Consider the following 26,535-nt stretch of genomic DNA (forward strand, 5'->3'; position numbering starts at 1 on the left):
GATTTCCTCCACTCGGCCCCTCAGTAGGAGGGGCCAGATGCGGCGCTGTAATTCTTCTGTTTAGATTGAGCACCTTTCGGGCGGTAACTCAATGTCTCGAATAGGTTACGAAATCATCACAAGCAATGTCCATTCGCGACACCAAAATAACGTTTGTTATCGCTTCGTTACCTTCCGTTGACCTCGCCGAGATTTAACCCCCACATAGAAGAAATCGCTCACCGGAATTAAAACACTTATGGCCACAAGCTGCACAAATAAAGTCGGACGACTGTCGCCCGACAAAGGTGCACCCTCGCTAGGAAAAACCTCAACAATTAAGAGAATTCTAAATTGTGACTTTCAACACTAGAGTATTTTAGCGGCCCCTTCTCCCCCACCAATTCACTCCTTTTACCGCACGCCTAGAAACTAGCTTTCATCCCAACCACGCCCCGCTTCGGCACCCTTCCTTATGGTGGTTCTAGCTAAACCGCTTTCCGACGCCCCCCTAAGTCGCTCAATCGACGAGTGCAGCGTGCTTCCAGGCAATAAAACCTTTCGGGCATTCACACCTCCCTGAGCCCACGCACTAGGCCCCTTGGTGCTGTAAAGCACGAGCAAACCACTAACCACCGACAACACGCGCACCAGACCGCGCACTAAACCGACTGCGCAACAAGCTTCAGCAGCAGTTCTTCAGATCCTTCAAGATTCATAAAGACTGACAGACACGCAACGGATTTCTTTCAACAGCTCTTGGAGCAGCCAGAAAAATAAGGACTGGGTTCGGAATGAATCCGTATATACGCAAGACCCGCCCGTGCTCCTTCAACAGGAGCAGGGCGGGTCTGTGAGCGCGTTTCGAGTAATCCTCAGGAAAAGCCGGTTAGATGCGGCCGTTTTCCTCGTCCTCACGGCGGTTAGCCTCATTGAGGCGGCGGAACATTTCCGCTTCCTCGTCTTGGTTATCCGAGTGGATTTCGTGTACTCGGTGCATGAGGGCCGAATCATCAGGGCTGAAGGTGCCCTGGGTCTCGGAATCGGCGAGTCCGAGGTGGTTCAGCTGCTTCGGTACCTGAGCGCCTGCGTACTCGAGCGGAACCGGGTGGCCTTCGGCATCAACTGGGCCGAGCGGCTGGTGAACCTCAATGAAGGCACCATTCGGCATCTGCTTGATAACGCCGGTTTCAATACCGTGCTCCAGTACCTCGCGGTCAGAGCGCTGCAGACCAACGCAAATGCGGTAGGTCATGAAGTACGCAATCGGAGGTAGCACGATGAGGCCGATACGACCAACCCAGGTCATAGCGTTCAACGAAATCTGGAAGAAGTGTGCCACGTGGTCGTTACCACCGGACAGGGTAACCAGCAGGAAGAACACGATGGCAGCCGCGCCGATAGCGGAGCGGGTAGGAACATCGCGCGGACGCTGCAGCAGGTTGTGGTGTGCATCGTCACCGGTGAACTTCTTCTCCAAGAACGGGTACGCCATAAGTAGGACAACCATGAGACCACACAGCAGAGCTACCCAGAACGCGGAAGGAATGGTGTAGTTGCCGATGTACAGCTCCCATGCCGGCATGACACGGGCAACACCATCAGTCCACAGCATGTAGATATCTGGCTGGGAACCAGCGGAAACCTGGGATGGGTTATAAGGTCCAAGCGTCCAGATGGCGTTGATGGTTAGCAGACCAGACATCAGCGCCAGTACGCCAGCCACCATCATGCCCATACCAATAGCCTTGGTGGCGAAGACCGGCATAATGCGGACGCCAACCACGTTATTCTCTGCACGGCCCGGTCCAGGGAACTGGGTGTGCTTCTGGAACCAAACCATAATCAGGTGGGCTGCAATCAGGCCAAGGATGATGCCCGGAATAACCAGAACGTGCAGGATGTAGAAACGATCCAGCATCAGGTCAGACGGGAAGTCACCGCTAAAGATTGCCCAGTGCAGCCAGGTGCCGATAATCGGCAGGCCCAGGATAATGGCGGACATGATTCGCAGACCAACACCGGAAAGCAGGTCATCCGGCAGGGAGTAACCAAGGAAGCCCTCGATCATGCCCAGCAGGATAAGTGCGCAACCGATAATCCAGTTTGCTTCACGCGGACGACGGAATGCGCCGGTGAAGAAGATACGCAGCATGTGCGCAACCATGGACATCATGAACAACAGAGCTGCCCAGTGGTGCATTTGGCGCACGAACAAGCCACCACGAACTTCAAAGGAGATATCCAGCGCGGTGGCGTATGCGCGGGACATTTCTACACCATTAAGCGGTGCGTAGGTGCCGTCGTAAATGACCTTGGTGATAGACGGGTCGAAGAACAGCGCCAGGTAGATACCGGTCAGTACAAGAATGATGAAGCTGTATAGCGCCATCTCACCAAGCATGAAGGACCAGTGGGTCGGGAAGACCTTGTTCAGCTGAGTCCTCAGCACGCCGGCGGCGCTATAGCGCTCATCCATATTGTTGCCCATTTGGGCGAGTTTATTGCTCATTATGACTTACGCTCCCAGAATGCCGGGCCGACAGGCTCAATGAAGTTGCCCTGTGCTACGAGGTAGCCCTCGTCATCCACCGTGATAGGCAGCTGTGGCAGTGCACGAGCAGCAGGACCGAAGACCGGCTTGCCGTACTGCAAAGCATCGAACTGCGACTGGTGGCACGGGCACAGGATTCGGTTGGTCTGAGCCTCGTACAGAGAGGTCGGGCAACCGATGTGGGTACAGATCTTGGAGTAGGCGTAGTAGTCGCCGTGGTGGAAGTCTTCTTGACCTTCGCGCTCGATTGCCTTCTGGGCGTCGTTGTGACGCAGGCGAATCAGCATGACCGCATTGCGGTTGCCGTGAATCGAGTGCATGTGGTGCTCGTAGACATCGCGCTCGGCATCGTACTTGTCGCCATCGTTGACGTCTTCTTCTGCCAGCGGGAAGACGGTTTCCATACCGCCTGCCGCCAGATCCTCCGGGCGCACACGAACCAAGCGGGTTACGCCCTTGGTGCTGTAGTGCTCACCGGTTTCACCGGAGTGCTTCTCGGCGATAGTACCGGTGTCGCGGGCCAAGTAGAGCTTGACGCCTTCATTGTGCAGGGTCCAACCGGAAGTCCACAGGGTGCCGTCGCCGGCGTAGTTCATATTGTGGCGAACCTTCCAAGGGTTCTTAATTGCCCCGCCGAGCGGAGCAATCACGGTAAGACCGAACAGAACGCCGGCGCCGCCCAACAGACCCTGAACGGTCTTGCGGCGACCCAGGGTCGAGGTCTTCCAAGAATCGTTCAGAAGGGCGGTCAGGGTACGGCGGTCAACCTCTTCGGAAGGACCGTCGTGGCGACGCTGAACGGAAATCTCCTCTGGGAGAATCTTCTTAACGTACTGAACGATGGCGATGCCCAAGCCGCAAATTGCGAGGGCTGCAGTAATGCCCAGCAGAGGGGTGTAGAGAGTGTGCCAAATGTGGCCCTCCTCCCCTAGCTGCTTGTACTGCCACGGCCAGAACAGATAAACGCCGAGGAACCCGAGGCCGCCGATGACGGACAGGAACAACCAGATAGCAACGTTACGTCCAGCGCGCTTTTCAGCCGGGTCACCTTCGACTGGGAATCGCTCCTTTCGGAACGCAACGGTGACGTCGTCGAGCTCGGTACCAAGAGCAGCGAGTTCATCGTTGCTCATCTTGTCGAGCTCAGCATTAGTGTAATTCTTCTTCACATTGCTCATGAGCGCGATCCAATCCACATAGCGGCAGCGCACAGGGCGCTAATGCCGATAATCCACATTGCCAGGCCTTCCGCTACTGGGCCGAGACCACCAAGGTCCCAACCGGCAGGAGACGGGGTTTCCTTTGCAGACTTGAGGTAGGCAATGATGTCCTTCTTCTCATCTGCGGTCAGCTGGCGGTCAGAGAACTTAGGCATGTTCTGCGGGCCGGTCAGCATTGCCTGGTAGATTTCCTGCTCGCTCGCCGGAGCAAGCTCCGGAGCGAACTTACCGGAGGACAGCGCGCCGCCTTGGCCGGTGAAGTTGTGGCAGGAGGCGCAGTTCATGCGGAAGAGCTCGGAGCCCTTCGCTACGTCTTCTGCCTGGATTTCGCCATTGTAGTTAGCACCACGCAGCGATTCCTGGGCAACGCTTCCGTCGTCGTTGTAGACAATGTCAGCGCCGCCACCGTTAGCTGCAACATATGCAGCCAAGGCCAGAGTCTGCTGCTCGGTGTAGCGGGGAGCCTTGCGCTCTGCCTGTGCGTCGTTAGACATCATCGGCATACGGCCGGAGTGCACCTGGAAGTACACGGAACCAGCACCGATACCAACGAGGGACGGACCACGACCTTCGATGCCCTGCAGATTGGCACCGTGGCAGGTGATACAAGCGGTGTCATAGATGTCCTTACCCTCTTGGACGAGGGCTTGGTCATCTTTTTCCGCCGTGGCGACCTGTGCGTCCGGGGTCAAGGCAGAAGCCAAGACGCCCGCACCGGACAGGCCAATCGCCAAAGCGAAGCCACCGGCAAGGGTGCGCTTCGCCTTGCGGCGACGGCGGGTCTTCTTAGCCGCCGCAGTGGTCTGCTCCACTGCCACGGACTGCGAATTGTTATCCATCATTTTCCTTTAGATAACTCGAACACGGGAGGACTGTTTGGGAATCTTGGCCAGTGCTACTGGACCAAGTAAATAACGGTGAAAACGCCGATCCACACGACGTCAACGAAGTGCCAGTAGTAGGACACTGCCATTGCTGCGGTCGCCTGTGCCGGCGTGAACTTGGACTTAGCAACGCGCGCGAGAATGATTGCAAAAGAAATCAAACCCGCGGTCACGTGCGCAGCGTGGAAGCCGGTGATGATGTAGAACACCGAGCCAAAGACGCTGGCCTGGATAGTCACACCTGCGTGAATCAACTCGGTCCACTCGAACGCCATGATGCCCAGGAACACAACGCCCAGTACTAGCGTCACGGTGTACCAGAGTCGAAGCTTGTAAACGTCACCCCTTTCTGCGGCAAACACACCGAACTGCGAGGTCACAGAAGAAGAAATCAGCACTGCCGTAATGAGGAAACCCATGGGCAGGTTGATATGAGCGGTGTGCTCCGCCCAATCGCCTTCCTGACCGTTTGCTCGCGAGGTAAACCACATCGCGAACAGTCCGGCAAAGAACATCAATTCCTGAGACAGGAACACGATGGTGCCCACACTGACCATATTGGGTCGGTTCAGTGAGGCAGCACGTGGTGCTGTCATACCTTGGTTAGAAACTACGCTCGTCACAGTGGCTATTATGGCTGTTCCGGGCGCTGAAGTCACCTCGATTCCCCCCGTTATCTCTATTCGTTTTTGATGCTTTATCCAGTAAACGTTCAGCGCGAATACGTGAAAAAATTTATTTTTCCAATCGGGAACTTTTCGCCCTGCTTTACGACGCCCCATTGACGCAGGTGACACCACACGTCGGGCCCCGCCCTGAAATTCCGAAGTATCTCAGACACCCGACGCCCCCACTTATCGATATTCCTATCGGAGTGCCAGACCCCATTGTCTGGAGAGATAAATCACATTCCGCGAGCCCCCTAAACGCCCAGCTTTACAACTTTCGAACGACCCCCGCAAAAATCTACTCCTACGTGGCAGAATGCAGAAGAAACGCTATCGCGTACATGCGGAATAGTCAGTTACCCCTCCCCCACCGGTAAATCTTTTTGGAACTTTCGGGAACTTTCTGACGGCGCGAACGACGCTGGATCGCCAAAGCCCTCCTAGCCATGATGACTAGGAGGGCGGAGAAGTTTTAGGCAGGGATTCCTTTATATCGAGGAATTAGTGCTTTTCCTTCGGCAGGCCGTACTGCAGGGACAGGCCGGTGCAGGCCGCGATGAGGCAAACAGCGCCGAGGGCAATCAGCCAGAAGTAAAGGAAGATGACACCCAAGCCAAGGATGCCGATTGCACCGGCCATGGCCAGCGGCCAGATGGAGCTTGGGGAGAAGAAGCCCAAGATACCGGCAGCATCTTCGGTTTCCGCTTCTTCCCAATCTTCTGGCAGGACGTCACTGCGGTCATCAGTGAAGTGGAGGTAGGCACCTAGCATCATGCACAGCAGGAAGGCGAGGAACATTCCCACGATGCCGACCCACTCGGCACCGTAGAGGTAGCCGTCATCCTTAACGAAGGTGACGCCGAAGATGTAGACAATCAGCGAGACAAGAAGGTACGTCGCGATTGAGTAAAAGACTTTCGATGTTGCACGCATTGTGTTGTGTCCTTATCTCTTATGCCGCGGTGTTCACGTAGTTGTCGCCCTTAGCGGTATCACGCTCACCGGAGAACGGGTGGGTGGTTACCGCATATGGGTCCTGGCCGATTTCTTCCAGAGCTTCCGCGTTGGTGGCTTCTGGGTTGTCCTCGCGGAACTTCAGGTAGGTGTTGAAGTCCTCCGGAGAGACAACGCGGATTTCAAAGTTCATCATCGAGTGGTAGGTACCGCACATCTCAGCACAACGGCCAACGAATGCGCCCTGCTTCTCAATCTTTTCTACCTGGAAGCTACGCTCCTGAGCGTTTGCCTCAGGGTGTGCGTAGACGTCACGCTTGAACAAGAACTCCGGTACCCAGAATGCGTGGGACACGTCGCCCGAAGCGAGACGGAATTCAATCGCGGTATCGGAAGGAAGAACCAGAACCGGAACCTCTTCGGTGGTACCGACGGTCTCAATCTTATTGTAGTTCAGGTAGGAAAGATCGCCCATGGACTTGCCGTGGATTGGGTTCGGGTTGTCCACACCTTCAGGGTCGTGAGCGGTCTTCTCTGCCTCAGCCTGACGCTCCTTATCGGCACCGTCGTAGTTCTCACCATTGACATGGTTCTCGGCATAACCGAACTTCCAGTTCCACTGGAACGCGGTGACGTCGACGACAACCTTCGGATCCTTATCCAAGGCGGTAACCTTCTGCTGAGTCTGAACAGTGAAGAAGAACAGGCCCATGATGATAAGGATCGGGACGATGGTCAGAACCATCTCCAGCGGAACGTTGTACTGAATCTGGCGCGGGAACTCGCCCTTGCCATCCTTCTTTGCCTTCTTCGCGCTCCAGCGGAAGATTGCAGTGAGGAACAGGCCCCACATAATAAAACCAACGATCCATGCGGCAACCCAGACCCAAATCCAGAAGTTGTACATGGCCTCTGCCTCAGGGGTAATGCCCTTCGGCCAACCGAATCCCAGGAGGTTCTCTACAGCAGTTGGCGCCTGAACGTCACAACCTGCCAGAGCGAGTCCACCCAGGGCAAGTGCGCCAGCTACGCCCGCCTTACGGGCAAAGGTGCGCTTATTACGCTGTCCCACGTGTGTTCTGCCTTTCTGTCCACACAAAACTTCTCGAATACTCACAGAGCACTCTTACCCAATCAGAATAGAGGATAATTGCCAGATTCCCAGCCTGTTTAAAGGCACAAAAGGGCACCTAGTGCGCTCATTTCATATTCCCTTTCCGGTAGGTTACCGCCCCACCTGCACAATGTTCCAACCGCACCCCCAGTAGACATAGACTCCGTGTGTGACAATTCACAGGAACACCGTGAAACCATCATCCGAAAGTTCGCACCCCTATCGGGGAAGCTAATTCCAAGGCAGTCGGCAGGTTTCCTTAAGCCGTGGCGTGTTCTGGTTTCACGCTCTCTAGCCGTAAAGTGGGTGACTAGCAATAGACGCTTATATATAAGGAGCAATCTTTACATGTGCGGACTTCTTGGCATGCTCGCCGCCACAGGCAACGTAGATAAGTACGTTGACGCGCTGGAACGTTCCCTGCCCTGCATGCGCCACCGCGGCCCAGATGCGGCCGGCACGTGGCATGACGGCGATGCCGCGTTCGGCTTCAATCGTCTGTCCATTATCGACCTGGAGCATTCCCACCAGCCTCTCCGCTGGGGTCCGGAGGACCAACCCGACCGCTACGCCATGACGTTTAACGGCGAAATCTACAACTACGTAGAGCTACGCGAGGAGCTCAAAGGCCTCGGCTACACCTTCCACACCGAGGGTGATGGCGAGCCCATCGTGGTGGGCTACCACCACTGGGGCAAGGACGTAGTCAACCACCTGCGCGGCATGTTTGGCATCGTCATCTGGGATACCCACACCAAGACGATGTTTGCTGCTCGTGACCAATTTGGCATCAAGCCACTGTATTACGCCACCACCCCAGCAGGAACCGTCTTCGCTTCCGAAATGAAGTGCATCCTTGAAATGGCAGACGAGATTGGTCTAGAGCTCAACCTTGACCGACGCGCCATTGAGCACTACGTCGACCTGCAGTACGTGCCGGAGCCAGAATCCCTCCACGCGAATATTCGCCGCGTTGAATCCGGCTGCACTGTCACTCTTCGCCCGGGCGAAGATGTCGTCTCCGAGCGCTACTTCAAGCCCCGTTTCCCTGTGCAACAGGTAAAGCAAGGCGAAGAGCAGCAGCTATTTAACCGCATTGCAGAGGCGCTGGAAGATTCCGTCGCTAAGCACATGCGTGCCGACGTCACCGTGGGTTCCTTCCTATCTGGCGGCATTGACTCCACCGCTATTGCCACCCTGGCCAAGCGCCACAACCCAGATCTACTGACCTTTACCACCGGCTTCGAGCGCGAGGGCTATTCTGAGGTCGATGTCGCGGCAGAGTCCGCGGAAGCTATTGGTGTAGAGCACATCGTCAAGATTGTTTCCCCTGAAGAATACGCCGAGTCCATCCCGAAGATCATGTGGTACCTGGACAATCCGGTGGCTGATCCCTCGCTGGTCCCGCTGTACTTTGTGGCGCAGGAGGCCCGCAAACACGTCAAGGTAGTTCTTTCCGGCGAGGGCGCAGACGAGCTCTTTGGCGGCTACACCATCTACAAGGAACCACTGTCCCTTGCCCCGTTTGAAAAGATCCCGTCCCCACTGCGCCGCGGTCTGGGCAAGCTCTCCCAGGTTCTGCCCGAGGGCATGAAGGGCAAGTCGCTGCTTAATCGCGGCTCGATGACGATGGAAGAGCGCTACTACGGCAACGCTCGTTCCTTTAACTTTGAGCAGATGCAGCGCGTTATCCCGTGGGCAAAGCGCGAATGGGACCACCGCGAGGTTACCGCTCCCATCTACGCCCAGTCCGAGGATTTTGATCCGGTTGCCCGCATGCAGCACCTGGATCTATTCACTTGGATGCGCGGTGACATTCTGGTCAAGGCCGATAAGATCAATATGGCCAACTCGCTGGAGCTGCGCGTGCCATTCTTGGACAAGGAAGTCTTCAAGGTTGCCGAGTCCATCCCTTATGACCTGAAGATCTCGCACGGCACCACCAAATACGCCCTGCGCAAGGCCATGGAGCAGATCGTCCCGGCGCATGTTCTGCACCGCAAGAAGCTGGGTTTCCCAGTACCGATGCGCCACTGGCTGGCCGGCGATGAGCTTTATGGCTGGGCCCAGGACACCATCAATGAGTCCCAGACCGAGGACATCTTCAATAAGAAGGAAGTTCTCGAGATGCTCAAGGAGCACCGAGATGGCGTTTCCGATCACTCCCGCCGCTTGTGGACCGTGCTGTCCTTTATGATCTGGCACGGCATCTTTGTGGAAAGGCGCATCGATCCGCAGATCGAGCAGCGCGACTACCCAGTCAAGCTCTAAGAGCCTTCCACACACATAAAGAGGGTGGGTGCCAGTGGCACCCACCCTCTTTTCTGTCCTTCTATTTAGTTGAAGGAATCGCCACAAGCGCAAGAGCCGGTGGCATTCGGGTTATCAATGGTGAAACCCTGGGACTCGATGGTGTCAGCGAAGTCAATCTTGGCACCGGTCAGGTAGGGAACGGACATCTTGTCCACAACGAGGTTTACGCCGCCTACCTGGTCAACCTTGTCACCATCCAAGGTGCGGTCATCAAAGTAGAGCTGGTAGCGCAGGCCAGCGCAGCCACCAGGCTGGACGGCAATGCGCAGGGAGAGATCGTCGCGGCCTTCCTGATCAAGCAGCGCCTTTGCCTTTGCGGCTGCTGCTTCAGTCAGAATGACGCCGGTTGCGGAAGCTGGAGCGGTCATCACTTCTCCTCAATAAGTATTGGATTCGTTGCCACTACCCTACCCGGTTAGTTCAGGTGGGAAAAGGTAGCCCATATCTACAACACCATCTGGGCCGGGCCTATTCCCCTATTCACACCTAAACCTTGTAGTGTGAGGAACGTGAAACTCCCGTGGCAAAAAGATGACAAGACCTCCACTGAGCCTGCTCCTGTACAGGACAAAGCTCAGGCAGAAGTTCAGAAAGAGCCCCAGCGCAAGGGCTATACCCCACCGAAGGGTCGCCCTACGCCAAAGCGCGCAGAGCAAGAGATCGCGCGCGGCGTTAAGCGCGATCCCCATGGCATGTCCGAAGCACAGCGCTACCAGCACCGCAAGGACATGAAGAAGTCCATGAGCAAGGACGAGTGGAAGGAATATAAGAAAAAGGAGCGCCAAGAGCGCCAGCAGGCAAATCGCGAGCAGCAGGCCCGCATGGCAGAAGGCGATCCGCGCTTCCTACCCGCCCGCGACCAGGGTACCGAGCGCGCCTATGTGCGCGATTGGGTGGATGCCCGCCGCAGCCTGAGCAACTGGGTCATGCCGATGGCCTTGGTGCTCATCGTGGTCATGTTCTTGACCTACGCGGTACCCAGCATTGCAACAATCATCAACGCGGTAGCGATGGTTATCCTCATCATCTTCGCCATCGAGGGCTTCATTTTGGCCCGCCGCTGCAATAATGCCGTGCGCGCCAAGTTCCCCGGCACCACCGAAGCCGGCTTTAGCCTTGGTTTTTATGCGTATTCTCGCGCCAGCCAGCCGCGCAAGTGGCGCATCCCGCGCCCCCGCGTGGAGCTCGGTGCTGACGTTTAGGGGGACTACTCATGGCCATTCCGCAGCCCGATAAAAAGGCACATACTGCACAGGACGCGCAGCTCGCCCCTTGGGGGCGCCTGACCGACGCCGCGCAATGGCTGGCTGCTTGCCAAGGCGCGGCACCGGCCCATGAGCCGCAGCGCGTGCGCGCCGTAATTTTCGCGGATCAAGAGACCTCGCTTTCGGCCGCTGAGACCGCTGCGCGTCGCGCCGAGGCCGGGCTGAATGTAGTCACCGTGACGGATTATTCCCAGGCCTACAGCCTTGGAGCCGCAAAAGCGGATACGGAAATTGATGCCGGGGCTGACCTACTCATTCCCGGCGGCGAAGAACTCGCCCGAGTACCGGCCGTGGTAATGGCAACGATGACGCAGACGGAGCCGGTAGTGATCGTCGGCAAGCAGCGCAGCGTGAAAGACTGGAAGCGCGAGGTCTGCGCTATCCGGGACGCTATGTTCCGCGCCCGCAACCTCGAAGGCATGGAGCTGGTTGAATCGTGCCAGTCCCCAGTGCTAGCAGCTACGGTGGGGTTCATTGCCCGAGCCGCGGAGCGCCGTACGCCCCTGCTTATCGATGCCCCCTTGACCGCCACCGCCGCGCTGCTTGCCGAGCGCGATAATCCCGGTGTGAAAGAATGGCTCTTCGCCACCACGCTGTCCAGTGCCCCTGCGCATAAGTTGGCACTGGAAAAGCTAGGGCTCCACCCCCTGCTTAAGCTGGGAATGGAGCCACAACCTGCGCTCGGCGCCCTCGCGGCGCTGCCAATGCTGCTGACCGGAGTGGAGATCGCCGCGGACGCCTAAGCGGGGACTACTTCACTAGGGTATGGAGCCAACCGTGGGTATCCTCCACTGTGCCGCGCTGGATTCCGGTGAGGCGCTCGCGCAGGGCCATGGTGATCTCACCCGCTTCATTGCCATTGACCTGGAAATCCGCAGAATCTCCCAATACGTGACCCACCGGCGTAATAACCGCGGCAGTGCCACAAGCAAAGGCCTCTGACATCGCGCCGGATTCGGCATCGCGCTGCCACTCTTCGGTAGTAATGCGGCGCTCGGTGACCTTGTAGCCCAAATCCTGCGCTACCTGCAATAGGGATTCGCGGGTAATGCCGGGCAGCAAGGAGCCCGATAGTTCTGGTGTAACAATCTCCGCGCTATCACCAGAGCCATACACAAACATCAGGTTCATTCCGCCCATCTCCTCGATGTAACGGCGCTCGATGGCGTCCAACCAGACCACCTGGTCACAGCCCTTTTCATCTGCCTGGGCCTGCGCCAAGAGTGAGCCTGCGTAGTTGCCCGCAAACTTGGCCGCGCCGGTGCCGCCAGGGGCTGCGCGCACGTAGTCAGTGGACAGCCACACCGAAACCGGCTTGATTCCGCCGCTGAAGTAGGAACCCGCTGGGGAGGCAATAAGCACGTAGCGGTAGGAATTGGCGGGGTGAACGCCCAAGGAGACCTCGGTAGAGATCATAAACGGGCGCAGGTACAGCGCTGCTTCCCCGCCGGCTTCTGGTACCCATTCCTGATCCACCTCAACCAATTGGCGCAGGGACTCGATAAACTCCTCCTGCGGAAGCTCGGGCATAGCCAGGCGCTCAGCGGAGTTGATTAAGCGCTGCGCATTGTGGTCCGGACGGAAGGTAGCGATAGAACCGTCCGGCTGACGGTAGGCCTTGATACCCTCAAAGATCGCCTGGCCATAATGGAATACGTTGCTGGCCGGGTCCATGCTCATCGGACCGTACGGGCGCACCTGAGCATCGTGCCACCCCTTTTCTTCAGTCCAGTCAATGGTGACCATGTGGTCTGTAAAGTGCTTGCCAAAGCCGGGATTGGCGAGGATATCGCTCAAGTCTTCCGCGGGCGTAGGGCTATCAGAACGAGTAATCGTGTAATCAAGCATGCCCACAATCTACCCCTTTATCTATAGCAAGGCAGGAATAAGTTCATCGCCGCGCGGTACAGTGGTGGGAAGATTGATAAGCCTTTCCACAAAGGAGGAGACAATGGCACAGTCCGATCTACCAGCACGCGGCCACTTTCCCCAGGTAAAGCTGGGAAAGAAGGTTCCTAAGAAGGCGGAAGCTCTACTTATCGCCGCTTTCGAGGGCGAAGGCGGCCTAGAACTGCCAGGCACCGATCTGCTTGGGGGCGCGGCGCTGCGCTCCACTTATGAAGCACTGGTGGCCGTAGGGGCCTCTGGCAAGGCCGGTGAGGTCACGCGCGTGCCGGCCCCAGCCAAGGCGGGTGTGGCATCCATCATCGCCGTTGGCTTGGGCGATGCGGAAGAGGTAGACGATGAGACGCTGCGCCGCGCTGCCGGCCAAGCCTCCCGCTCTATCACCAAGGTGAGGACCGTAGCCACCTCCCTGGGCGATTTTGGAATCAGCCCGGTGGTGGAAGGCCTTATCCTCGGCGGCTATAAGTATTCTGGCCTGCGCTCCGAGTCCGCAGCGGAGACCACCACCTACACCGTGGTGGCGGAGAAGTCCGCTCAACAGGAGTTCGACAGCGCCAAGATTACCGCCGAGGCCGTCCTCATCGCCCGCGACCTAGTCAATACCCCTTCCAACCTGCTCTACCCAGAAACCTACGCCGCGTTCCTGTCTGCCCAAGCGGCAGAAGCCGGCCTTGAGGTGGAGGTCTTGGATGAAAAGGCGCTGGAAAAGCAGGGCTTTGGTGGCATCATGGCCGTCGGCCGTGGATCCGCCCGCCCGCCGCGCTTGGTCCGCTTGAGCTGGAAACCGAAGAAGGCCAAGCGCCACGTCGCTTTGGTGGGCAAGGGCATTACCTTTGACACCGGCGGAATTTCCCTGAAGCCGGGCGCCAAGATGTGGGACATGATTTCTGACATGGGCGGTTCCGCTGCAATGGCCGCTTCCATCATCGCTGCGGCAAAGCTGAACCTGAAGGTGGGCATCACCGCTACCCTGCCGCTGGCAGAAAACATGCCGGGCAGCGATGCTACCCGCCCGGGCGATGTCATCACCCATTACGGCGGCATTACCTCCGAGGTTCTCAACACTGACGCGGAGGGCCGCCTCGTGCTTGCCGACGCCATTGCGCGCGCCAGCGAGGACAATCCCGATTTCCTCATCGAAACCGCGACCTTGACCGGCGCCCAGATGGTCGCCCTGGGTGAGCGCACCGCCGGTGTGATGGGCTCGGAAGAATTCCGCGATCGCATGGCCGAGATTGGCCGCGAGGTGGGCGAAAAGGCATGGGCCATGCCTTTGCTAGAAGAACACGAGGAATCCGTGAAGTCCGCCAGCGCCGATATCCGCAATATCAACGCCAAGCGTGAGGGTGGCATGGAATACGCCGGCACCTACCTCCAGCACTTCGTGGGCGAGGGAATCGAATGGGCCCATATCGATGTGGCTGGCCCTTCCTTCAACACCACGGGCGCTTATGGCTACACCCCGAAGATGGGCACCGGCGTGCCCACCCGCACGGTGGTTGCCGCCCTGCGCGAGATTGCTGAATTAAAGTAGCACCACAGCAGGCTTGGTGCGTTTAGAATCCTAGAAGTATGAAGCCTGCTTTAATCATCGTTGACGTGCAACATGACTTCTGCCCCGGCGGCGCCTTAGGCACCGAGCGGGGCAATGAGGTCGCTGTAAAAATCGCTTCCCTGCAACAGGATTACGAAACCGTCGTAGCCACGCAGGATTGGCACATCGATCCGGGTTCTCACTTTTCTAAGGACCCGGATTTTGTCGATTCGTGGCCGGTGCACTGCGTAGCCGAGTCCCACGGCGCAGCTATGCATGAGGCTATCGGGCCGGCGCAAGCCTACTTCCGCAAGGGCGAATACACCGCCGCCTATTCTGGATTCGAGGGCGCTGCGAACGGTACCTTGCTCGCTGACTGGTTGCGCGAGCACCACATAGACGCAGTGGATATCGTAGGCATTGCCACCGATCACTGCGTTCACGCCACGGCCGCCGACGCCCTTAAGGAAGGCTTTACTGTCCGCGTACTGCATGAGTATTGCTCCCCAGTCGATGATACCCGTGGCGAAGCTGCGTTGCAGGAATTGGCCGCTGCCGGTGCCACCATCTGCTAGGCACACGACAACGCCTACGGCCCTCGAACCGAACGTGGTCCGAGGGCCGCTGGCGTCTCTCTACAAGGTGTTTCCATCTATCAGCTAAAGCAGCCGCCCTCTGGAAACGGGAGGGGTTCTCTCTATCTCTCTCGCATGCGCTCTCTCAAACGCATGATTTAAGTATGGGTCATCGATATTGGACACGGGTGACAAGTACCTGAAAGTTCCCTGTTGAAATCTACCGCCAACGCTCCTGCCGCCTCCCCTCGGCCGAGTGATTGCCCGCTGATATTGCAAAAGCCCTGCGTTGCGCTAGGCGTTTATTATAGGGTGATTTGCGTCCCCACGGGTGCCCGAGCACGGGCTGAGAGTGCGCTAAAGCTGCGCATAGACCGTTCGAACCTGTTTGGTTAATACCTACGAAGGAAGAGAGGAGCGCTTGCCATGAAGGCTGCCCCAGAAAACCACCCTAAACACTCCTATTCCCCCATTCACCACAACGGCTTAGAGGTCCCAGAGACTGAAATCCAACTGGATGATTCCCCACAAGGCCCCAATGACCCCTTCCGCGTCTATCGCACGCGTGGGCCAGAATGCGCACCAGAAGTGGGACTACCGGCCCTGCGCAGCGAGTGGATTAGCGAGCGCGGAGATATCGAAGAATACACCGGTCGCGGCCGCGAGCTGGCCGACGATGGACGTACCGCACAGCGCCGCGGGGCGTCTTCCCAAGAGTGGAAGGGCTCTAAGCGCCCGCCGCTTAAGGCTCAGCCTGGGCGCCGCGTAACCCAAATGCACTACGCCCGCCAAGGAATCATTACCCGCGAAATGGAATTCGTAGCACTGCGCGAGCACTGCGATCCGGAATTCGTTCGCGCTGAGGTCGCTCGCGGCCGCGCCATTATCCCTAATAATGTCAACCACCCCGAGTCTGAGCCCATGATCATTGGGCGAAGATTCCTCACCAAGATCAACGCCAATATTGGCAACTCTGCGGTCACCTCCTCGATCGAGGAAGAAGTATCCAAATTGCGCTGGGCTACCCAATGGGGAGCGGATACCGTCATGGATCTATCTACGGGTGACGATATCCACACCACCCGCGAATGGATCTTGCGCAACTCCCCGGTCCCTATCGGCACCGTCCCCATTTACCAGGCATTGGAAAAGGTCAATGGCGTAGCAGAGGACCTTACGTGGGAGATCTTCCGCGATACCGTCATCGAGCAGTGCGAACAGGGCGTGGACTATATGACTATTCACGCCGGTGTTCTCTTGGCCTATGTACCGCTGGCAAGCAATCGCGTGACCGGTATCGTCAGCCGCGGCGGTTCCATCATGGCGGGATGGTGCCTTGCTCACCACAAGGAGTCTTTCCTCTATGAACACTTTGATGAGCTGTGCGAGATCTTCGCTCAGTACGATGTTGCATTTTCGCTTGGCGACGGCCTACGCCCCGGCAGCCTTGCCGATGCCAACGACGCCGCCCAATTTGCCGAGCTCAAAACCATCGGCGAGCTTACCCGCCGCGCCTGGGAGCATGACGTCCAAGTCATGGTGGAAGGCCCCGGGCACGTGCCGCTCAACATGATTCAAGAAAACAACGAGCTCGAGCAGGATTGGGCCTCTGACGCGCCCTTTTATACTCTCGGCCCGCTAGTTACCGATATCGCTCCCGGCTATGACCACATTACTTCCGCCATCGGTGCTGCCCATATCGCAATGGGCGGTACGGCCATGTTGTGCTATGTCACTCCGAAAGAGCACCTAGGCCTGCCCAACCGAGACGACGTAAAGACTGGTGTCATTACCTATAAAATTGCGGCGCATTCCGCGGACGTCGCCAAGGGGCATCCAGGCGCCCGAGCCTGGGACGATGCCATGAGTAAGGCCCGCTTTGAATTCCGCTGGAATGACCAATTTGCGCTTTCCCTCGATCCGGAAACCGCGCAGGCTTATCACGATGAAACGTTGCCTGCGGAACCAGCAAAGACCGCGCACTTTTGTTCCATGTGTGGGCCGAAGTTCTGCTCTATGCGCATCAGCCAAGACATTCGGGATATGTTTGGCGGGCAGATGGCCGAGCTAGGCATGCCGACGCTGGGCGAACAGGTCCGTGCGGCCGCCCACGGCTCGGCACCAGAGGAGGGCATGCAGGAAAAGTCCGCCGAATTCCGCCGCAATGGGTCTCAGGTCTATCTACGCGAAGAGAGCGATCTAGCTTAATTCAGTTCCCGTATCGGGGTTCTCGCCGCGCTCGAACCGGGCGCGGCGTTTTCTTTGCTCTTCTCTCTTGCGCAGAATGCGGTTTCGCTCCATGCGTTCACGCATGCGCTGCGGATAGCCGGTTTCTTCTACATCATAAATATCGCAGCTCAATAGTTTGGCCACCGCATCGATGCCTTTGGGCCCACCGATGCGGCGGCGAATGAACTCGCCGTTTTCATCAACCACAACAACGGACATCTCATTGACTACTGTTTCCGGTTCTACAAAGGCCTCGACGTATACCTTTTCAGCGGCCCATTGTTGCAGATCCTGCGCGTCTTCTGGACGGATGGTCTCCCCCGGTCCGCGGGGTGGTCGCAGCGACGATCTGGACTTATTGCGGCGGAAGGGGTTGAACATAATTCCTTAGCTTACCCGGAAGGAGGGTAGTTACTAACCCCACATCTGCACGAGGGGGAGCAACACGCTGTAAGATTGTCGGGTAGCGATAGAACACTACCAACTTTCGAGGAGTCTTATAACTCATGGCGAACTCCGTTGAGATGCCCGAGCTGGGCGAATCCGTAACCGAAGGCACCATCACGCAGTGGCTCAAGTCCGTCGGCGACACCGTCGAGGTAGACGAGCCTTTGCTCGAGGTCTCCACCGACAAGGTCGACACTGAAATCCCTTCCCCCGTAGCCGGCACCATTATTGAAATTAAGGCTGACGAGGATGACACCATCGAGGTTGGCGAGGTCATCGCCATCATCGGTGACAAGGATGAGGCAGGCTCCGCATCCAACGACTCCTCCGCTGACAAGGGCGAGGAAGAAGCAGAAGAAGCTAAGGAAGAGCCGAAGGCTGACTCCTCCAACGGCGGCTCCGGTGACGCAGCCGACGTGGAAATGCCAGAACTCGGCGAGTCCGTCACCGAAGGCACCATCACCCAGTGGCTCAAGTCCGTCGGCGACACCGTCGAGGTAGACGAGCCACTGCTCGAGGTCTCCACCGACAAGGTCGACACCGAAATCCCTTCCCCAGTAGCAGGCACCCTGGTAGAAATCCTCGCCGACGAGGACGACACCATCGAGGTCGGCGAAGTCATCGCCCGCATCGGCGACGAAAACGCCACCGCATCCTCCTCCGAGGCCAAGCCAGAGCCACAGGAAGAAAAGAAGGAAGAGCCAAAGGAAGACAAGAAGCCCGAACCGAAGGCTGACTCCTCCAACGGCGGCTCTGGCGACGCAGCCGACGTGGAAATGCCAGAACTCGGCGAGTCCGTCACCGAAGGCACCATCACCCAGTGGCTCAAGTCCGTCGGCGACACCGTCGAGGTAGACGAGCCACTGCTCGAGGTCTCCACCGACAAGGTCGACACCGAAATCCCTTCCCCAGTAGCAGGCACCCTGGTAGAAATCCTCGCCGACGAGGACGACACCATCGAGGTCGGCGAAGTCATCGCCCGCATCGGCGACGAAAACGCCACCGCATCCTCCTCCGAGGCCAAGCCAGAGCCACAGGAAGAAAAGAAGGAAGAGCCAAAGGAAGACAAGAAGCCAGAACCAAAGGCTGAGGAAAAGAAGGAGTCCACGCAGGATTCCTCCCTGAACACCTCTGCCAAGGTCAACAATGGCGACAACGTTCCTTATGTCACCCCACTGGTACGCAAGCTGGCTGAAAAGCACGGCGTAGACCTCAATACCGTTGAGGGCACCGGCGTGGGCGGCCGCATCCGCAAGCAGGACGTGCTCGCCGCTGCTGGCGAGGGCGATTCACCTGCCAAGTCTGGCACACAGTCCGATAACTCCCCTCGCGCTCGTTGGTCCACCAAGTCCGTGGATCCGGCCAAGCAGGAACTCATCGGCACCACCCAGAAGGTCAACCGCATCCGCGAAATCACCGCCGCCAAGATGGTGGAGGCGCTGCAGATTTCCGCGCAGCTGACCCACGTCCAGGAAGTCGACATGACTGCTATCTGGGATATGCGCAAGAAGAACAAGCAGGCGTTCATCGACAAGCACGGTGCCAACCTGTCCTTCCTGCCATTCATCGTGAAGGCTACCGCCGAGGCTCTGGTCTCCCACCCGAACGTCAATGCGTCTTATAACCCAGAGACCAAGGAGATGACCTACCACGCGGACGTCAACATCGCTATCGCTGTTGACACCCCGAAGGGCCTGCTCACCCCGGTTATCCACAAGGCACAGGATATGACCCTGCCGCAGATCGCTCAGCAGATTGCAGAGCTGGCCGATAAGGCCCGCAATAACAAGCTGAAGCCGAACGATCTCACCGGTGCCACCTTCACCGTGACCAACATCGGTTCCGAGGGCGCCATGCTCGATACCCCGATCTTGGTTCCGCCGCAGGCCGGCATCCTGGGCACCGCGGCTATTGAAAAGCGCCCGGTCGTTGTCAACGAGAACGGCCAGGACGCCATCGCCATCCGCCAAATGTGCTACCTGCCATTCACCTACGATCACCAGGTAGTTGACGGTGCGGACGCAGGCCGCTTCATCACCACCATCAAGGATCGCCTGCAGACCGCAGACTTCCAGGCAGACCTCGAAGTCTAAAGGTTCTATCGCCGCTTAAAGCCTCTTAGCCCCACTGCGGAGCTAAGAGGCTTTAGCTATGCCTGGGGTGCCAAGTGGGGGTGCCGGATCCAAAATCACCGGACTAATCCATCCCTTTTTATTCGAGGTGTAGAGGGAGCTCTGCCCCTAAGCCCATGGTGAGCGCACTAGGCGCAGCCCTATGCAGTGACGCGCTGCATAAAAGTTTCCAAAGGGGGATCGGTTCACCCATTGTTAAACATATAATTGGGGCGGTTACAGCCACTGTCCCCCCTATTAAGGAGTCTCACTGACATGGAATTCATCTCCCGCCACCTAGGGCCGGATTCTGCGGAGCAGGCCACCATGCTTGCGAAGGTAGGCTACGACAGCGTGGACGCGCTGGTCGATGCCGCCATTCCGTCAAAGATCCGCGCCGCAGAACTGCCTCAGCTTCCTGAGGCACTCTCGGAAGATGAGGCGCAGGCTACATTGCGGGAGTACGCCAACAAGAACACCGTGCTGAAGTCCTTCTATGGACAAGGCTTTTCTGACACCCTCACCCCCGCGGTCATCCGCCGCGGTTTATTGGAAGATGCGGGATGGTACACCGCCTATACCCCGTATCAGCCAGAGATCTCCCAGGGTCGTCTTGAAGCGCTGTTGAACTTCCAGACCATGATTGAGTCCCTGACCGGTCTGCCCATCGCGAATGCATCCTTGCTGGATGAGGCCTCCGCCACCGCGGAAGCCGTGGGGCTTATGTCCCGCGCGGTCAAGAAGGGGCGCCGCGTGGTGCTGGATTCTCGCTTGCACCCGCAGGTGCTTACCGTCGCCGCGGAGCGCGCCCGCGCGATTGACCTCGAGGTAGAAATCGTGGACCTGCGCGAAGGCCTCGTGGGCGAGGATCTCATCGGCGCAGTAATCGCCTACACCGGTACCGAAGGCGATATCTTTGACCCCTCCACCATCATCGAGGAGCTACACACCCGCGGCGCACTGGCTACCGTGGCCACCGACCCACTTTCTTTGCTCCTGTTGGAGGCACCTGGCTCGCTGGGCGCCGATATTGTGCTCGGCTCTTCCCAGCGCTTTGGCGTTCCGCTCTTCTTCGGCGGCCCGCACGCTGCCTACATGGCGGTCACGGAAAAGCTCAAGCGCCAGATGCCTGGCCGCATCGTGGGCGTGTCCAAGGACGCGGATGGTCGCCCTGCTTACCGCCTGGCACTACAGACCCGCGAGCAGCACATTCGCCGCGAACGCGCTACTTCAAATATCTGTACTGCGCAGGCGCTACTGGCCAACGTCGCCTCTATGTACGCCGTCTACCATGGTCCGCAAGGTCTCAAGTCCATTGCCCAGCGCGTCCACGCGCTCGCTTCCTCCTTTGCACAGTCCGTCAAGGATGCGGGACAGCAACTAGTCTCCGAGGACTTCTTCGATACCGTTACTGTTTCCGGCATAGACGCCGCCACCATCAAGGCTGACCTCCAGAAGGAGGGCTACCTCGTGCGTACCATCGGCGAGGATAAGGTATCGGTGTCCTTTGGTGAGTCGGCGACCAAGGGGGACGTCGCCAAGCTCGCCCAAGCCTTCGGCGCCGATGCTACTGAGGCCGACTTTGCCCTGCCGGACAAGCTGCAGCGTGGCGAGGAGCCGCTCCAACACGAGATCTTCAACCACATCCACTCCGAGACCCAGATGCTGCGCTACCTGCGCAAGCTAGCTGATAAGGACTTGGCGCTCGACCGCACCATGATCCCGCTGGGCTCCTGCACCATGAAGCTCAACCCCACCGCCGCCATGGAACCCATCTCCTGGCCGGAGTTTGCAGGCATCCACCCCTACGCGCCAGAGGAAACAACCGCCGGTTGGCGCGCACTGGTAGAAGAGATTGAGGGGTGGCTGGCCGAGGTCACCGGCTACGCCAAGGTCTCCATCCAGCCCAATGCCGGCTCCCAGGGCGAGCTGGCGGGTCTTTTGGCCATCCGCCGCTACCACGTAGCCAATGGCGATAACGAGCGCGATGTAGTGCTCATCCCAGCCTCCGCGCACGGTACCAATGCGGCCTCGGCAACGCTGGCTAACCTGCGCGTTGTTGTGGTGAAGACCGCCGAGGACGGCTCTATTGACCTGGCGGATTTGGATGACAAGATTGCCAAGCACAGCAACCACATTGCCGGCATCATGGTGACCTACCCGTCCACCCACGGTGTCTTCGATCCGGAGGTCCGCGACGTATGCGATAAGGTCCACGCGGTGGGCGGGCAAGTCTATATCGACGGTGCGAATATGAACGCGCTGACCGGCTGGGCCCGCCCAGGCCAGTTCGGCGGCGATGTGTCCCACCTCAACCTGCACAAGACCTTTACCATTCCGCATGGCGGTGGCGGCCCAGGCGTGGGTCCGGTCGCAGTGGCCGAGCACCTCGTCCCCTTCCTGCCCACCAACGCCGCGGATCCGCAGCTGGATGCCACCGCCGCTACCCCAGTAGGCCAGGGCGTGCCGATTACCAATACCAAGTACGGCTCGGCGGGTGTGCTGCCGATTTCCTGGGCGTACCTCGCCATGACCGGTGCGCAAGGACTGGCACAAGCCTCCGCCCACGCCATTTTGGGCGCGAATTACCTGGCCAAGTCCTTGGAAGATTCCTTCCCTGTGCTCTACACCGGCAACGCTGGCTTGGTGGCACACGAGTGCATCCTGGATCTGCGCGCGCTTACTGACGCCTCCGGGGTCACCGCCGCCGACGTAGCCAAGCGCCTCGTGGACTTTGGTTTCCACGCCCCTACCCTTGCCTTCCCGGTGGCCGGAACCCTCATGGTCGAGCCCACCGAGTCTGAAGACTTGGGCGAACTGGACCGCTTCATCGAGGCAATGCGCACCATTCGCGCCGAGATTCAAGAGATCATCGACGGCGAGGTTTCCTACGAAGGCTCCGTTATCCACCACGCACCATTTACCGCGGAGTCCATCGGCTCCGATACGTGGGAGTTCGCCTTCAGCCGCGAAAAGGCCGCGTGGCCCGTGAAATCCCTGCGTCACAGCTACAAGTACTTCCCGCCGGTGCGCCGCATCGACGAGGCCTACGGCGACCGCAACCTAGTATGCAGCTGCCCACCACCAGAAGCTTTCGACATCGACGATTCTGAGGAGTAACCATGACCGAACTACTTACCTCCCCGCTTCATGCCGAGCACGAGAAGCTCGGCGCCACTTTCACGGCCTTCGGCCCGTGGAACATGCCCTTGAAGTACCAGAACGAGCTGGATGAGCACCGCGCGGTGCGCAGCACCGCTGGCCTCTTTGATCTGTCCCACATGGGCGAGATCTGGGTCAACGGCACCGACGCCGACAAGTTCTTGTCTTATGCCTTTATCTCCAACTTTGAGCCACTCAAGGTGGGCAAGGCCAAGTACTCCATGATTGCCGCTGAAGACGGCGGCATCATCGATGACCTGATTACCTACCGCTTTGAAGAGGACAAATTCCTCGTCGTGCCGAATGCCGGCAATGCCGATACCGTGTGGGACGAACTCAATAAGCGCGCTGAGGGATTCGATGTTTCCCTGAAGAACGAGTCCCGCGACGTCGCCATGATCGCCGTCCAGGGCCCTAAGGCCGCAGAAATCCTCGTGCCGCTAGTAGAAGACAATAAGCAGGACGAGGTATATAACCTCGGCTACTACGCTGCCACCATGGGCAAGGTAGCGCGCACCTTCGCCATTATCGCGCGCACCGGCTACACCGGTGAGGATGGCTTCGAGCTCATCGTGTATAACTCCGATGCCCCGCAGCTGTGGGAAGAACTGCTCAAGGCCGGCGCGGAATACGACCTCAAGCCGTGCGGCCTTGCCGCCCGCGATTCCCTGCGCCTCGAGGCCGGCATGCCGCTCTATGGCAACGAGCTCTCTCGCGATATCACCCCGGTAGAGGCGGGCATGGCGCGTGCCTTTGCCAAGAAGGAGGCCGATTTCGTCGGCGCCGAGGTCATCCGCCAGCGCGCCGCCGAAGGCCCACAGGTGGCGATCACCGGCCTCACCTCCACGCAGCGCCGCGCCGCGCGCGCCGGAGCCGAAGTATTCGTGGGAGAAAAGAAGGTCGGAACCGTCACCTCCGGCCAGCCTTCCCCCACCCTGGGGCACCCAGTGGCTATCGCGCTGCTGGAAACCAGCGCCGAACTCGAGCCCGGCGCCGAAGTCGAGGTAGATATTCGCGGCAAGCGCTATCCTTTTGAAGTAACCGCGTTGCCGTTCTACAAGCGCGACAAGTAAACATCTTCTCAACCAGCCCGAAAGGACTACATCACCATGGCTACCCTTCCACAAGATTTCTCCTACTCCGAAGACCACGAGTGGGTCAACGCCACCGCTGACGCCGTCGCCGGCGCTACCGTGCGCATCGGCATTACCTCCGTCGCTGCCGATCGCCTGGGCGAGGTTGTCTTCGCCGAGCTACCGGAGGTGGGCGATACCGTCACCGCCGGCGAGTCCTGCGGCGAGGTCGAGTCCACCAAGTCTGTCTCTGACCTCTACTCCCCTGTCACCGGCACCGTCAAGGCCGTTAACGAGGCCGTGCACGATGACTACGCGGTCATCAACAACGACCCGTTTGGTGAGGGCTGGCTCTTCGAGGTCGAGGTAGATGAGGCCGGCGAGCTCATGGATGCCGGCGCCTACGCATCCGCTAACGGCCTGGACTAATTCGGCCCCACGCGGGAGGGTGTGCCACGCGCATCCTCCCGCTTTGCTTTGCCCACCGCACCAGAGGAAACTTTGAGGCTATGACTGCACCACGTGATCCTTTCTTCCCCGCCGAGCGCTCCATCCGCGCCTCCGATAAGCCACTAGAGGTCCGTTTCTTGGGCCGGATGGACTACCAAGAGGCGTGGGATTTCCAGGCCGAGATAGCAGCCGCCCGCGCCAAGGGCGAGCAAGGCGACGTGGTGCTTGTAGTCGAGCACCCGAATGTCTATACCGCCGGCAAGCGCACCCAGCCAGAGGATATGCCGGATAATGGCCTGCCCGTTATCACCGTGGACCGCGGCGGGCGCATCACCTGGCATGGCGAGGGCCAGCTGGTCATCTACCCCATTATCAAACTGGCCGAGCCTGTCGACGTCGTCGACTATGTCCGCCGCTTAGAGGAAGCCACCATCCAGACCGTGCGACAGATGGGAGTGACCACCGCTGGGCGCATCGACGGCCGCTCGGGTGTTTGGGTCCCCTCCACCACGCAGGCCAAGGATCCATCCGCGCCGAAACGCGACCGCAAGATTGCCGCGCTCGGCATCCGCATTACCCGCGGGGTGACCATGCACGGCTTGGCGCTCAATTGTTGCAATACGCTGGACTATTACGACCACATTGTGGCCTGTGGCATCGACGACGCCGACGTCACCACCTTGTCCCTAGAACTGGGCCACCAGGTCAGCCTCGAGGATGCCACGCAGCCGCTGTTGGAAGCGCTGGACGACGCCCTCTCGGGTCGTCTCATCGTTGCCGACCACACCTTAGGCTCAGCCCCGGATCCCACGAAGCTGGCGAATGAAAGGGCACGGGAGAGGCGTCGGCAAGCGCGGCACTAGCCCTCGTTCGGGGCTGGCGCGGAATAGGATGTGACCCCGGCGACTTATACCTAGAAGAGCTATTAGCCATCACCACCGTCAACCGATAAAGTGAGTTTTTGTGACTGTAAAGCCTGAAGGACGCAAGATGCTCCGCATTGAAAAGAAGAATGCGGAGTCACCCATCGAACAAAAGCCACGCTGGATTCGCAACCAGGTCCGCACTGGCCCGGGCTACGAGGACATGAAATCCCGTGTGGCCGGCGCTTCCCTGCACACCGTGTGCCAAGAGGCAGGCTGCCCGAATATCCACGAGTGCTGGGAATCCCGCGAGGCTACGTTCCTTATCGGTGGCGATAAGTGCACCCGCCGCTGCGACTTCTGCGATATTGCCACCGGCAAGCCGGAAGAATTAGACCGCGACGAGCCGCGCCGCGTGGCCGAAAATATCCGGGAAATGGACCTTAACTACACCACCATTACCGGCGTTACCCGCGACGATCTTCCGGATGAGGGCGCTTGGCTCTATGCCGAGGTGGTGCGCAAGATTCACGAGCTTAACCCGCATACCGGCGTGGAAAACCTCACCCCGGATTTCTCCGGCAAGCCGGACCTTTTGGAAGAGGTCTTTGAAGCCAAGCCAGAGGTCTTCGCCCACAACTTGGAAACCGTGCCGCGCATTTTTAAGCGCATCCGCCCGGCCTTCCGCTACGAGCGCTCCTTGGACGTTATCCGCCAAGCCCACGACTATGGCCTGATTACCAAGTCCAACCTGATTTTGGGCATGGGCGAGACCGAGGATGAGGTCGAGGAAGCATTGCGTGACCTGCGCTCTGCTGGCTGCGATATCATCACCATCACCCAGTACCTGCGCCCCGGCCCGCGCTTCCACCCGATTGAGCGCTGGGTGCGGCCAGAGGAATTCGTCGCCCACTCCAAGCTGGCCAAGGAGCTCGGCTTCGGCGGCGTCATGTCCGGCCCGCTGGTGCGCTCGTCCTACCGCGCCGGCCGCCTCTACGTGCAGGCCATGGAAAAGCGCGGCTTCGAGCTGCCAGAAAACCTCAAGCACTTGGCCGAGACCTCCCAGGGCGCCACCGCCCAAGAGGCCTCCACTCTGCTGGAGAAGTACGGCCCATCGGAAGAGACTCCTGTGACCACCCGCATGGCCAAGACCCCGGCTAATGCGAATTCGGCGGCGGCCACTATCCGCTAAACCGAACGTTTTCACAACGGCCTGCGTTTTCGCGTGGGCCGTT

21 protein-coding genes and 1 riboswitch are annotated in these 26,535 nt (G+C 58.8%); of the genes, 12 read left to right on the forward strand and 9 right to left on the reverse strand.

The annotated features are described in order from the left end of the window. Nucleotides 1-868: 868 nt before the first annotated feature. The 6 genes from qcrB to ctaC form a co-directional block, all read right to left on the reverse strand. Complete coding sequence (gene qcrB, locus QP971_RS03240; protein ID WP_284791537.1) at nt 869-2,491, reverse strand: cytochrome bc1 complex cytochrome b subunit; 1,623 nt, start codon at nt 2,489-2,491, stop codon at nt 869-871. Further along, nucleotides 2,491-3,711 (reverse strand): cytochrome bc1 complex Rieske iron-sulfur subunit, encoded by a 1,221-nt coding sequence (gene qcrA / locus QP971_RS03245; protein ID WP_198491715.1) that lies wholly within the window; start codon nt 3,709-3,711, stop codon nt 2,491-2,493. The genes qcrB and qcrA overlap by 1 nt, the downstream gene beginning before the upstream one ends. Beyond that, a complete protein-coding gene (qcrC, locus tag QP971_RS03250; protein WP_005324465.1) occupies nt 3,708-4,595 on the reverse strand; it encodes a cytochrome bc1 complex diheme cytochrome c subunit in 888 nt (295 codons plus the stop codon). The genes qcrA and qcrC overlap by 4 nt, the downstream gene beginning before the upstream one ends. 53 nt (nt 4,596-4,648) lie before the next feature. After that, nucleotides 4,649-5,260, reverse strand: a complete 612-nt coding sequence (gene ctaE / locus QP971_RS03255) for an aa3-type cytochrome oxidase subunit III (RefSeq protein WP_431831072.1) — start codon at nt 5,258-5,260, stop codon at nt 4,649-4,651. A 546-nt stretch (nt 5,261-5,806) separates the two neighbouring features. Next, nucleotides 5,807-6,238, reverse strand: coding sequence for an aa3-type cytochrome oxidase subunit IV (gene ctaF, locus QP971_RS03260; protein WP_049377673.1), 432 nt, complete (start codon nt 6,236-6,238; stop codon nt 5,807-5,809). Nucleotides 6,239-6,257: 19 nt separating this feature from the next. Continuing rightward, entirely contained in the window at nt 6,258-7,331 is a 1,074-nt protein-coding gene (ctaC, locus tag QP971_RS03265; RefSeq protein WP_005324460.1) for an aa3-type cytochrome oxidase subunit II, read from the reverse strand. 390 nt (nt 7,332-7,721) lie between these two features. Here ctaC and asnB point away from each other — a divergent pair, with 390 nt between their 5' ends. After that, the gene (gene asnB, locus QP971_RS03270) at nt 7,722-9,644 is read left to right on the forward strand and encodes an asparagine synthase (glutamine-hydrolyzing) (RefSeq protein WP_049377674.1); all 1,923 of its coding nucleotides are present in this window, start codon (nt 7,722-7,724) and stop codon (nt 9,642-9,644) included. A 65-nt stretch (nt 9,645-9,709) separates the two neighbouring features. Here asnB and QP971_RS03275 read toward each other — a convergent pair whose 3' ends face one another. Then, nucleotides 9,710-10,054, reverse strand: a complete 345-nt coding sequence (locus QP971_RS03275; protein ID WP_005324455.1) for a HesB/IscA family protein — start codon at nt 10,052-10,054, stop codon at nt 9,710-9,712. Between the two features lie 141 nt (nt 10,055-10,195). Between QP971_RS03275 and QP971_RS03280 the strand changes: the two genes are divergently transcribed. Both QP971_RS03280 and QP971_RS03285 read left to right on the forward strand, forming a co-directional pair. Then, nucleotides 10,196-10,888 carry a DUF3043 domain-containing protein gene (locus QP971_RS03280; RefSeq protein ID WP_284810857.1) on the forward strand — a complete coding sequence of 231 codons (693 nt, stop codon included), beginning with the start codon at nt 10,196-10,198 and terminating at the stop codon, nt 10,886-10,888. Between the two features lie 11 nt (nt 10,889-10,899). Beyond that, a complete protein-coding gene (locus QP971_RS03285) occupies nt 10,900-11,694 on the forward strand; it encodes a nicotinate-nucleotide--dimethylbenzimidazole phosphoribosyltransferase (protein ID WP_284810858.1) in 795 nt (264 codons plus the stop codon). Between the two features lie 7 nt (nt 11,695-11,701). On the opposite strand, the gene QP971_RS03290 is transcribed toward QP971_RS03285, so the two are convergent. Further along, nucleotides 11,702-12,799 carry a branched-chain amino acid aminotransferase gene (locus QP971_RS03290; protein ID WP_284810859.1) on the reverse strand — a complete coding sequence of 366 codons (1,098 nt, stop codon included), beginning with the start codon at nt 12,797-12,799 and terminating at the stop codon, nt 11,702-11,704. Between the two features lie 103 nt (nt 12,800-12,902). On the opposite strand from QP971_RS03290, the gene QP971_RS03295 reads away from it, so the two are divergent. The 3 genes from QP971_RS03295 (at nt 12,903) to thiC (ending at nt 17,173) form a co-directional block, all read left to right on the forward strand. Further along, a complete protein-coding gene (locus QP971_RS03295; RefSeq protein ID WP_284810860.1) occupies nt 12,903-14,390 on the forward strand; it encodes a leucyl aminopeptidase in 1,488 nt (495 codons plus the stop codon). 38 nt (nt 14,391-14,428) lie between these two features. Beyond that, the gene (locus QP971_RS03300; protein ID WP_284791529.1) at nt 14,429-14,965 is read left to right on the forward strand and encodes an isochorismatase family protein; all 537 of its coding nucleotides are present in this window, start codon (nt 14,429-14,431) and stop codon (nt 14,963-14,965) included. A gap of 317 nt (nt 14,966-15,282) precedes the next feature. Next, nucleotides 15,283-15,393, forward strand: a riboswitch (TPP riboswitch). Further along, complete coding sequence (thiC, locus tag QP971_RS03305; protein ID WP_284810861.1) at nt 15,392-17,173, forward strand: phosphomethylpyrimidine synthase ThiC; 1,782 nt, start codon at nt 15,392-15,394, stop codon at nt 17,171-17,173. Its footprint overlaps the riboswitch before it by 2 nt. Here the strand turns inward: thiC and QP971_RS03310 are convergent. Beyond that, the gene (locus QP971_RS03310) at nt 17,165-17,575 is read right to left on the reverse strand and encodes an oxidoreductase (RefSeq protein WP_284810862.1); all 411 of its coding nucleotides are present in this window, start codon (nt 17,573-17,575) and stop codon (nt 17,165-17,167) included. The two genes, thiC and QP971_RS03310, sit on opposite strands and share 9 nt — an antisense overlap. Before the next feature lie 125 nt (nt 17,576-17,700). Here QP971_RS03310 and sucB point away from each other — a divergent pair, with 125 nt between their 5' ends. The 6 genes from sucB to lipA all read left to right on the forward strand — a co-directional run bounded on the left by sucB (nt 17,701) and on the right by lipA (nt 26,492). Next, nucleotides 17,701-19,734 carry a 2-oxoglutarate dehydrogenase, E2 component, dihydrolipoamide succinyltransferase gene (gene sucB, locus QP971_RS03315; protein ID WP_284810863.1) on the forward strand — a complete coding sequence of 678 codons (2,034 nt, stop codon included), beginning with the start codon at nt 17,701-17,703 and terminating at the stop codon, nt 19,732-19,734. A 294-nt stretch (nt 19,735-20,028) separates the two neighbouring features. Then, the gene (gcvP, locus tag QP971_RS03320) at nt 20,029-22,872 is read left to right on the forward strand and encodes an aminomethyl-transferring glycine dehydrogenase (protein WP_284810864.1); all 2,844 of its coding nucleotides are present in this window, start codon (nt 20,029-20,031) and stop codon (nt 22,870-22,872) included. Between the two features lie 2 nt (nt 22,873-22,874). After that, the gene (gcvT, locus tag QP971_RS03325; RefSeq protein WP_284810865.1) at nt 22,875-23,987 is read left to right on the forward strand and encodes a glycine cleavage system aminomethyltransferase GcvT; all 1,113 of its coding nucleotides are present in this window, start codon (nt 22,875-22,877) and stop codon (nt 23,985-23,987) included. Between the two features lie 36 nt (nt 23,988-24,023). After that, entirely contained in the window at nt 24,024-24,416 is a 393-nt protein-coding gene (gene gcvH / locus QP971_RS03330) for a glycine cleavage system protein GcvH (protein ID WP_269953170.1), read from the forward strand. Nucleotides 24,417-24,496: 80 nt separating this feature from the next. After that, nucleotides 24,497-25,300: a lipoyl(octanoyl) transferase LipB gene (lipB, locus tag QP971_RS03335; protein ID WP_269953171.1), complete on the forward strand. Its 804-nt coding sequence runs from the start codon at nt 24,497-24,499 to the stop codon at nt 25,298-25,300. A gap of 127 nt (nt 25,301-25,427) precedes the next feature. Beyond that, nucleotides 25,428-26,492, forward strand: coding sequence for a lipoyl synthase (gene lipA / locus QP971_RS03340; RefSeq protein WP_005327094.1), 1,065 nt, complete (start codon nt 25,428-25,430; stop codon nt 26,490-26,492). Nucleotides 26,493-26,535 lie beyond the last annotated feature (43 nt).

This window comes from Corynebacterium marquesiae (assembly GCF_030229635.1).
GTDB classification, from domain to species: Bacteria; Actinomycetota; Actinomycetes; order Mycobacteriales; family Mycobacteriaceae; genus Corynebacterium; species Corynebacterium marquesiae.

Coding starts and splice junctions, on each gene's coding strand:
- qcrB (WP_284791537.1), bottom strand. CDS start 2,491: ATGAGCAATAAACTCGCCCAAATGGGCAACAATATGGATGAGCGCTAT.
- qcrA (WP_198491715.1), bottom strand. CDS start 3,711: ATGAGCAATGTGAAGAAGAATTACACTAATGCTGAGCTCGACAAGATG.
- qcrC (WP_005324465.1), bottom strand. CDS start 4,595: ATGATGGATAACAATTCGCAGTCCGTGGCAGTGGAGCAGACCACTGCG.
- ctaF (WP_049377673.1), bottom strand. CDS start 6,238: ATGCGTGCAACATCGAAAGTCTTTTACTCAATCGCGACGTACCTTCTT.
- asnB (WP_049377674.1), top strand. CDS start 7,722: ATGTGCGGACTTCTTGGCATGCTCGCCGCCACAGGCAACGTAGATAAG.
- QP971_RS03275 (WP_005324455.1), bottom strand. CDS start 10,054: ATGACCGCTCCAGCTTCCGCAACCGGCGTCATTCTGACTGAAGCAGCA.
- QP971_RS03285 (WP_284810858.1), top strand. CDS start 10,900: ATGGCCATTCCGCAGCCCGATAAAAAGGCACATACTGCACAGGACGCG.
- QP971_RS03290 (WP_284810859.1), bottom strand. CDS start 12,799: ATGCTTGATTACACGATTACTCGTTCTGATAGCCCTACGCCCGCGGAA.
- QP971_RS03295 (WP_284810860.1), top strand. CDS start 12,903: ATGGCACAGTCCGATCTACCAGCACGCGGCCACTTTCCCCAGGTAAAG.
- QP971_RS03300 (WP_284791529.1), top strand. CDS start 14,429: ATGAAGCCTGCTTTAATCATCGTTGACGTGCAACATGACTTCTGCCCC.
- thiC (WP_284810861.1), top strand. CDS start 15,392: ATGAAGGCTGCCCCAGAAAACCACCCTAAACACTCCTATTCCCCCATT.
- QP971_RS03310 (WP_284810862.1), bottom strand. CDS start 17,575: ATGTTCAACCCCTTCCGCCGCAATAAGTCCAGATCGTCGCTGCGACCA.
- sucB (WP_284810863.1), top strand. CDS start 17,701: ATGGCGAACTCCGTTGAGATGCCCGAGCTGGGCGAATCCGTAACCGAA.
- gcvP (WP_284810864.1), top strand. CDS start 20,029: ATGGAATTCATCTCCCGCCACCTAGGGCCGGATTCTGCGGAGCAGGCC.
- gcvT (WP_284810865.1), top strand. CDS start 22,875: ATGACCGAACTACTTACCTCCCCGCTTCATGCCGAGCACGAGAAGCTC.
- gcvH (WP_269953170.1), top strand. CDS start 24,024: ATGGCTACCCTTCCACAAGATTTCTCCTACTCCGAAGACCACGAGTGG.
- lipB (WP_269953171.1), top strand. CDS start 24,497: ATGACTGCACCACGTGATCCTTTCTTCCCCGCCGAGCGCTCCATCCGC.
- lipA (WP_005327094.1), top strand. CDS start 25,428: ATGCTCCGCATTGAAAAGAAGAATGCGGAGTCACCCATCGAACAAAAG.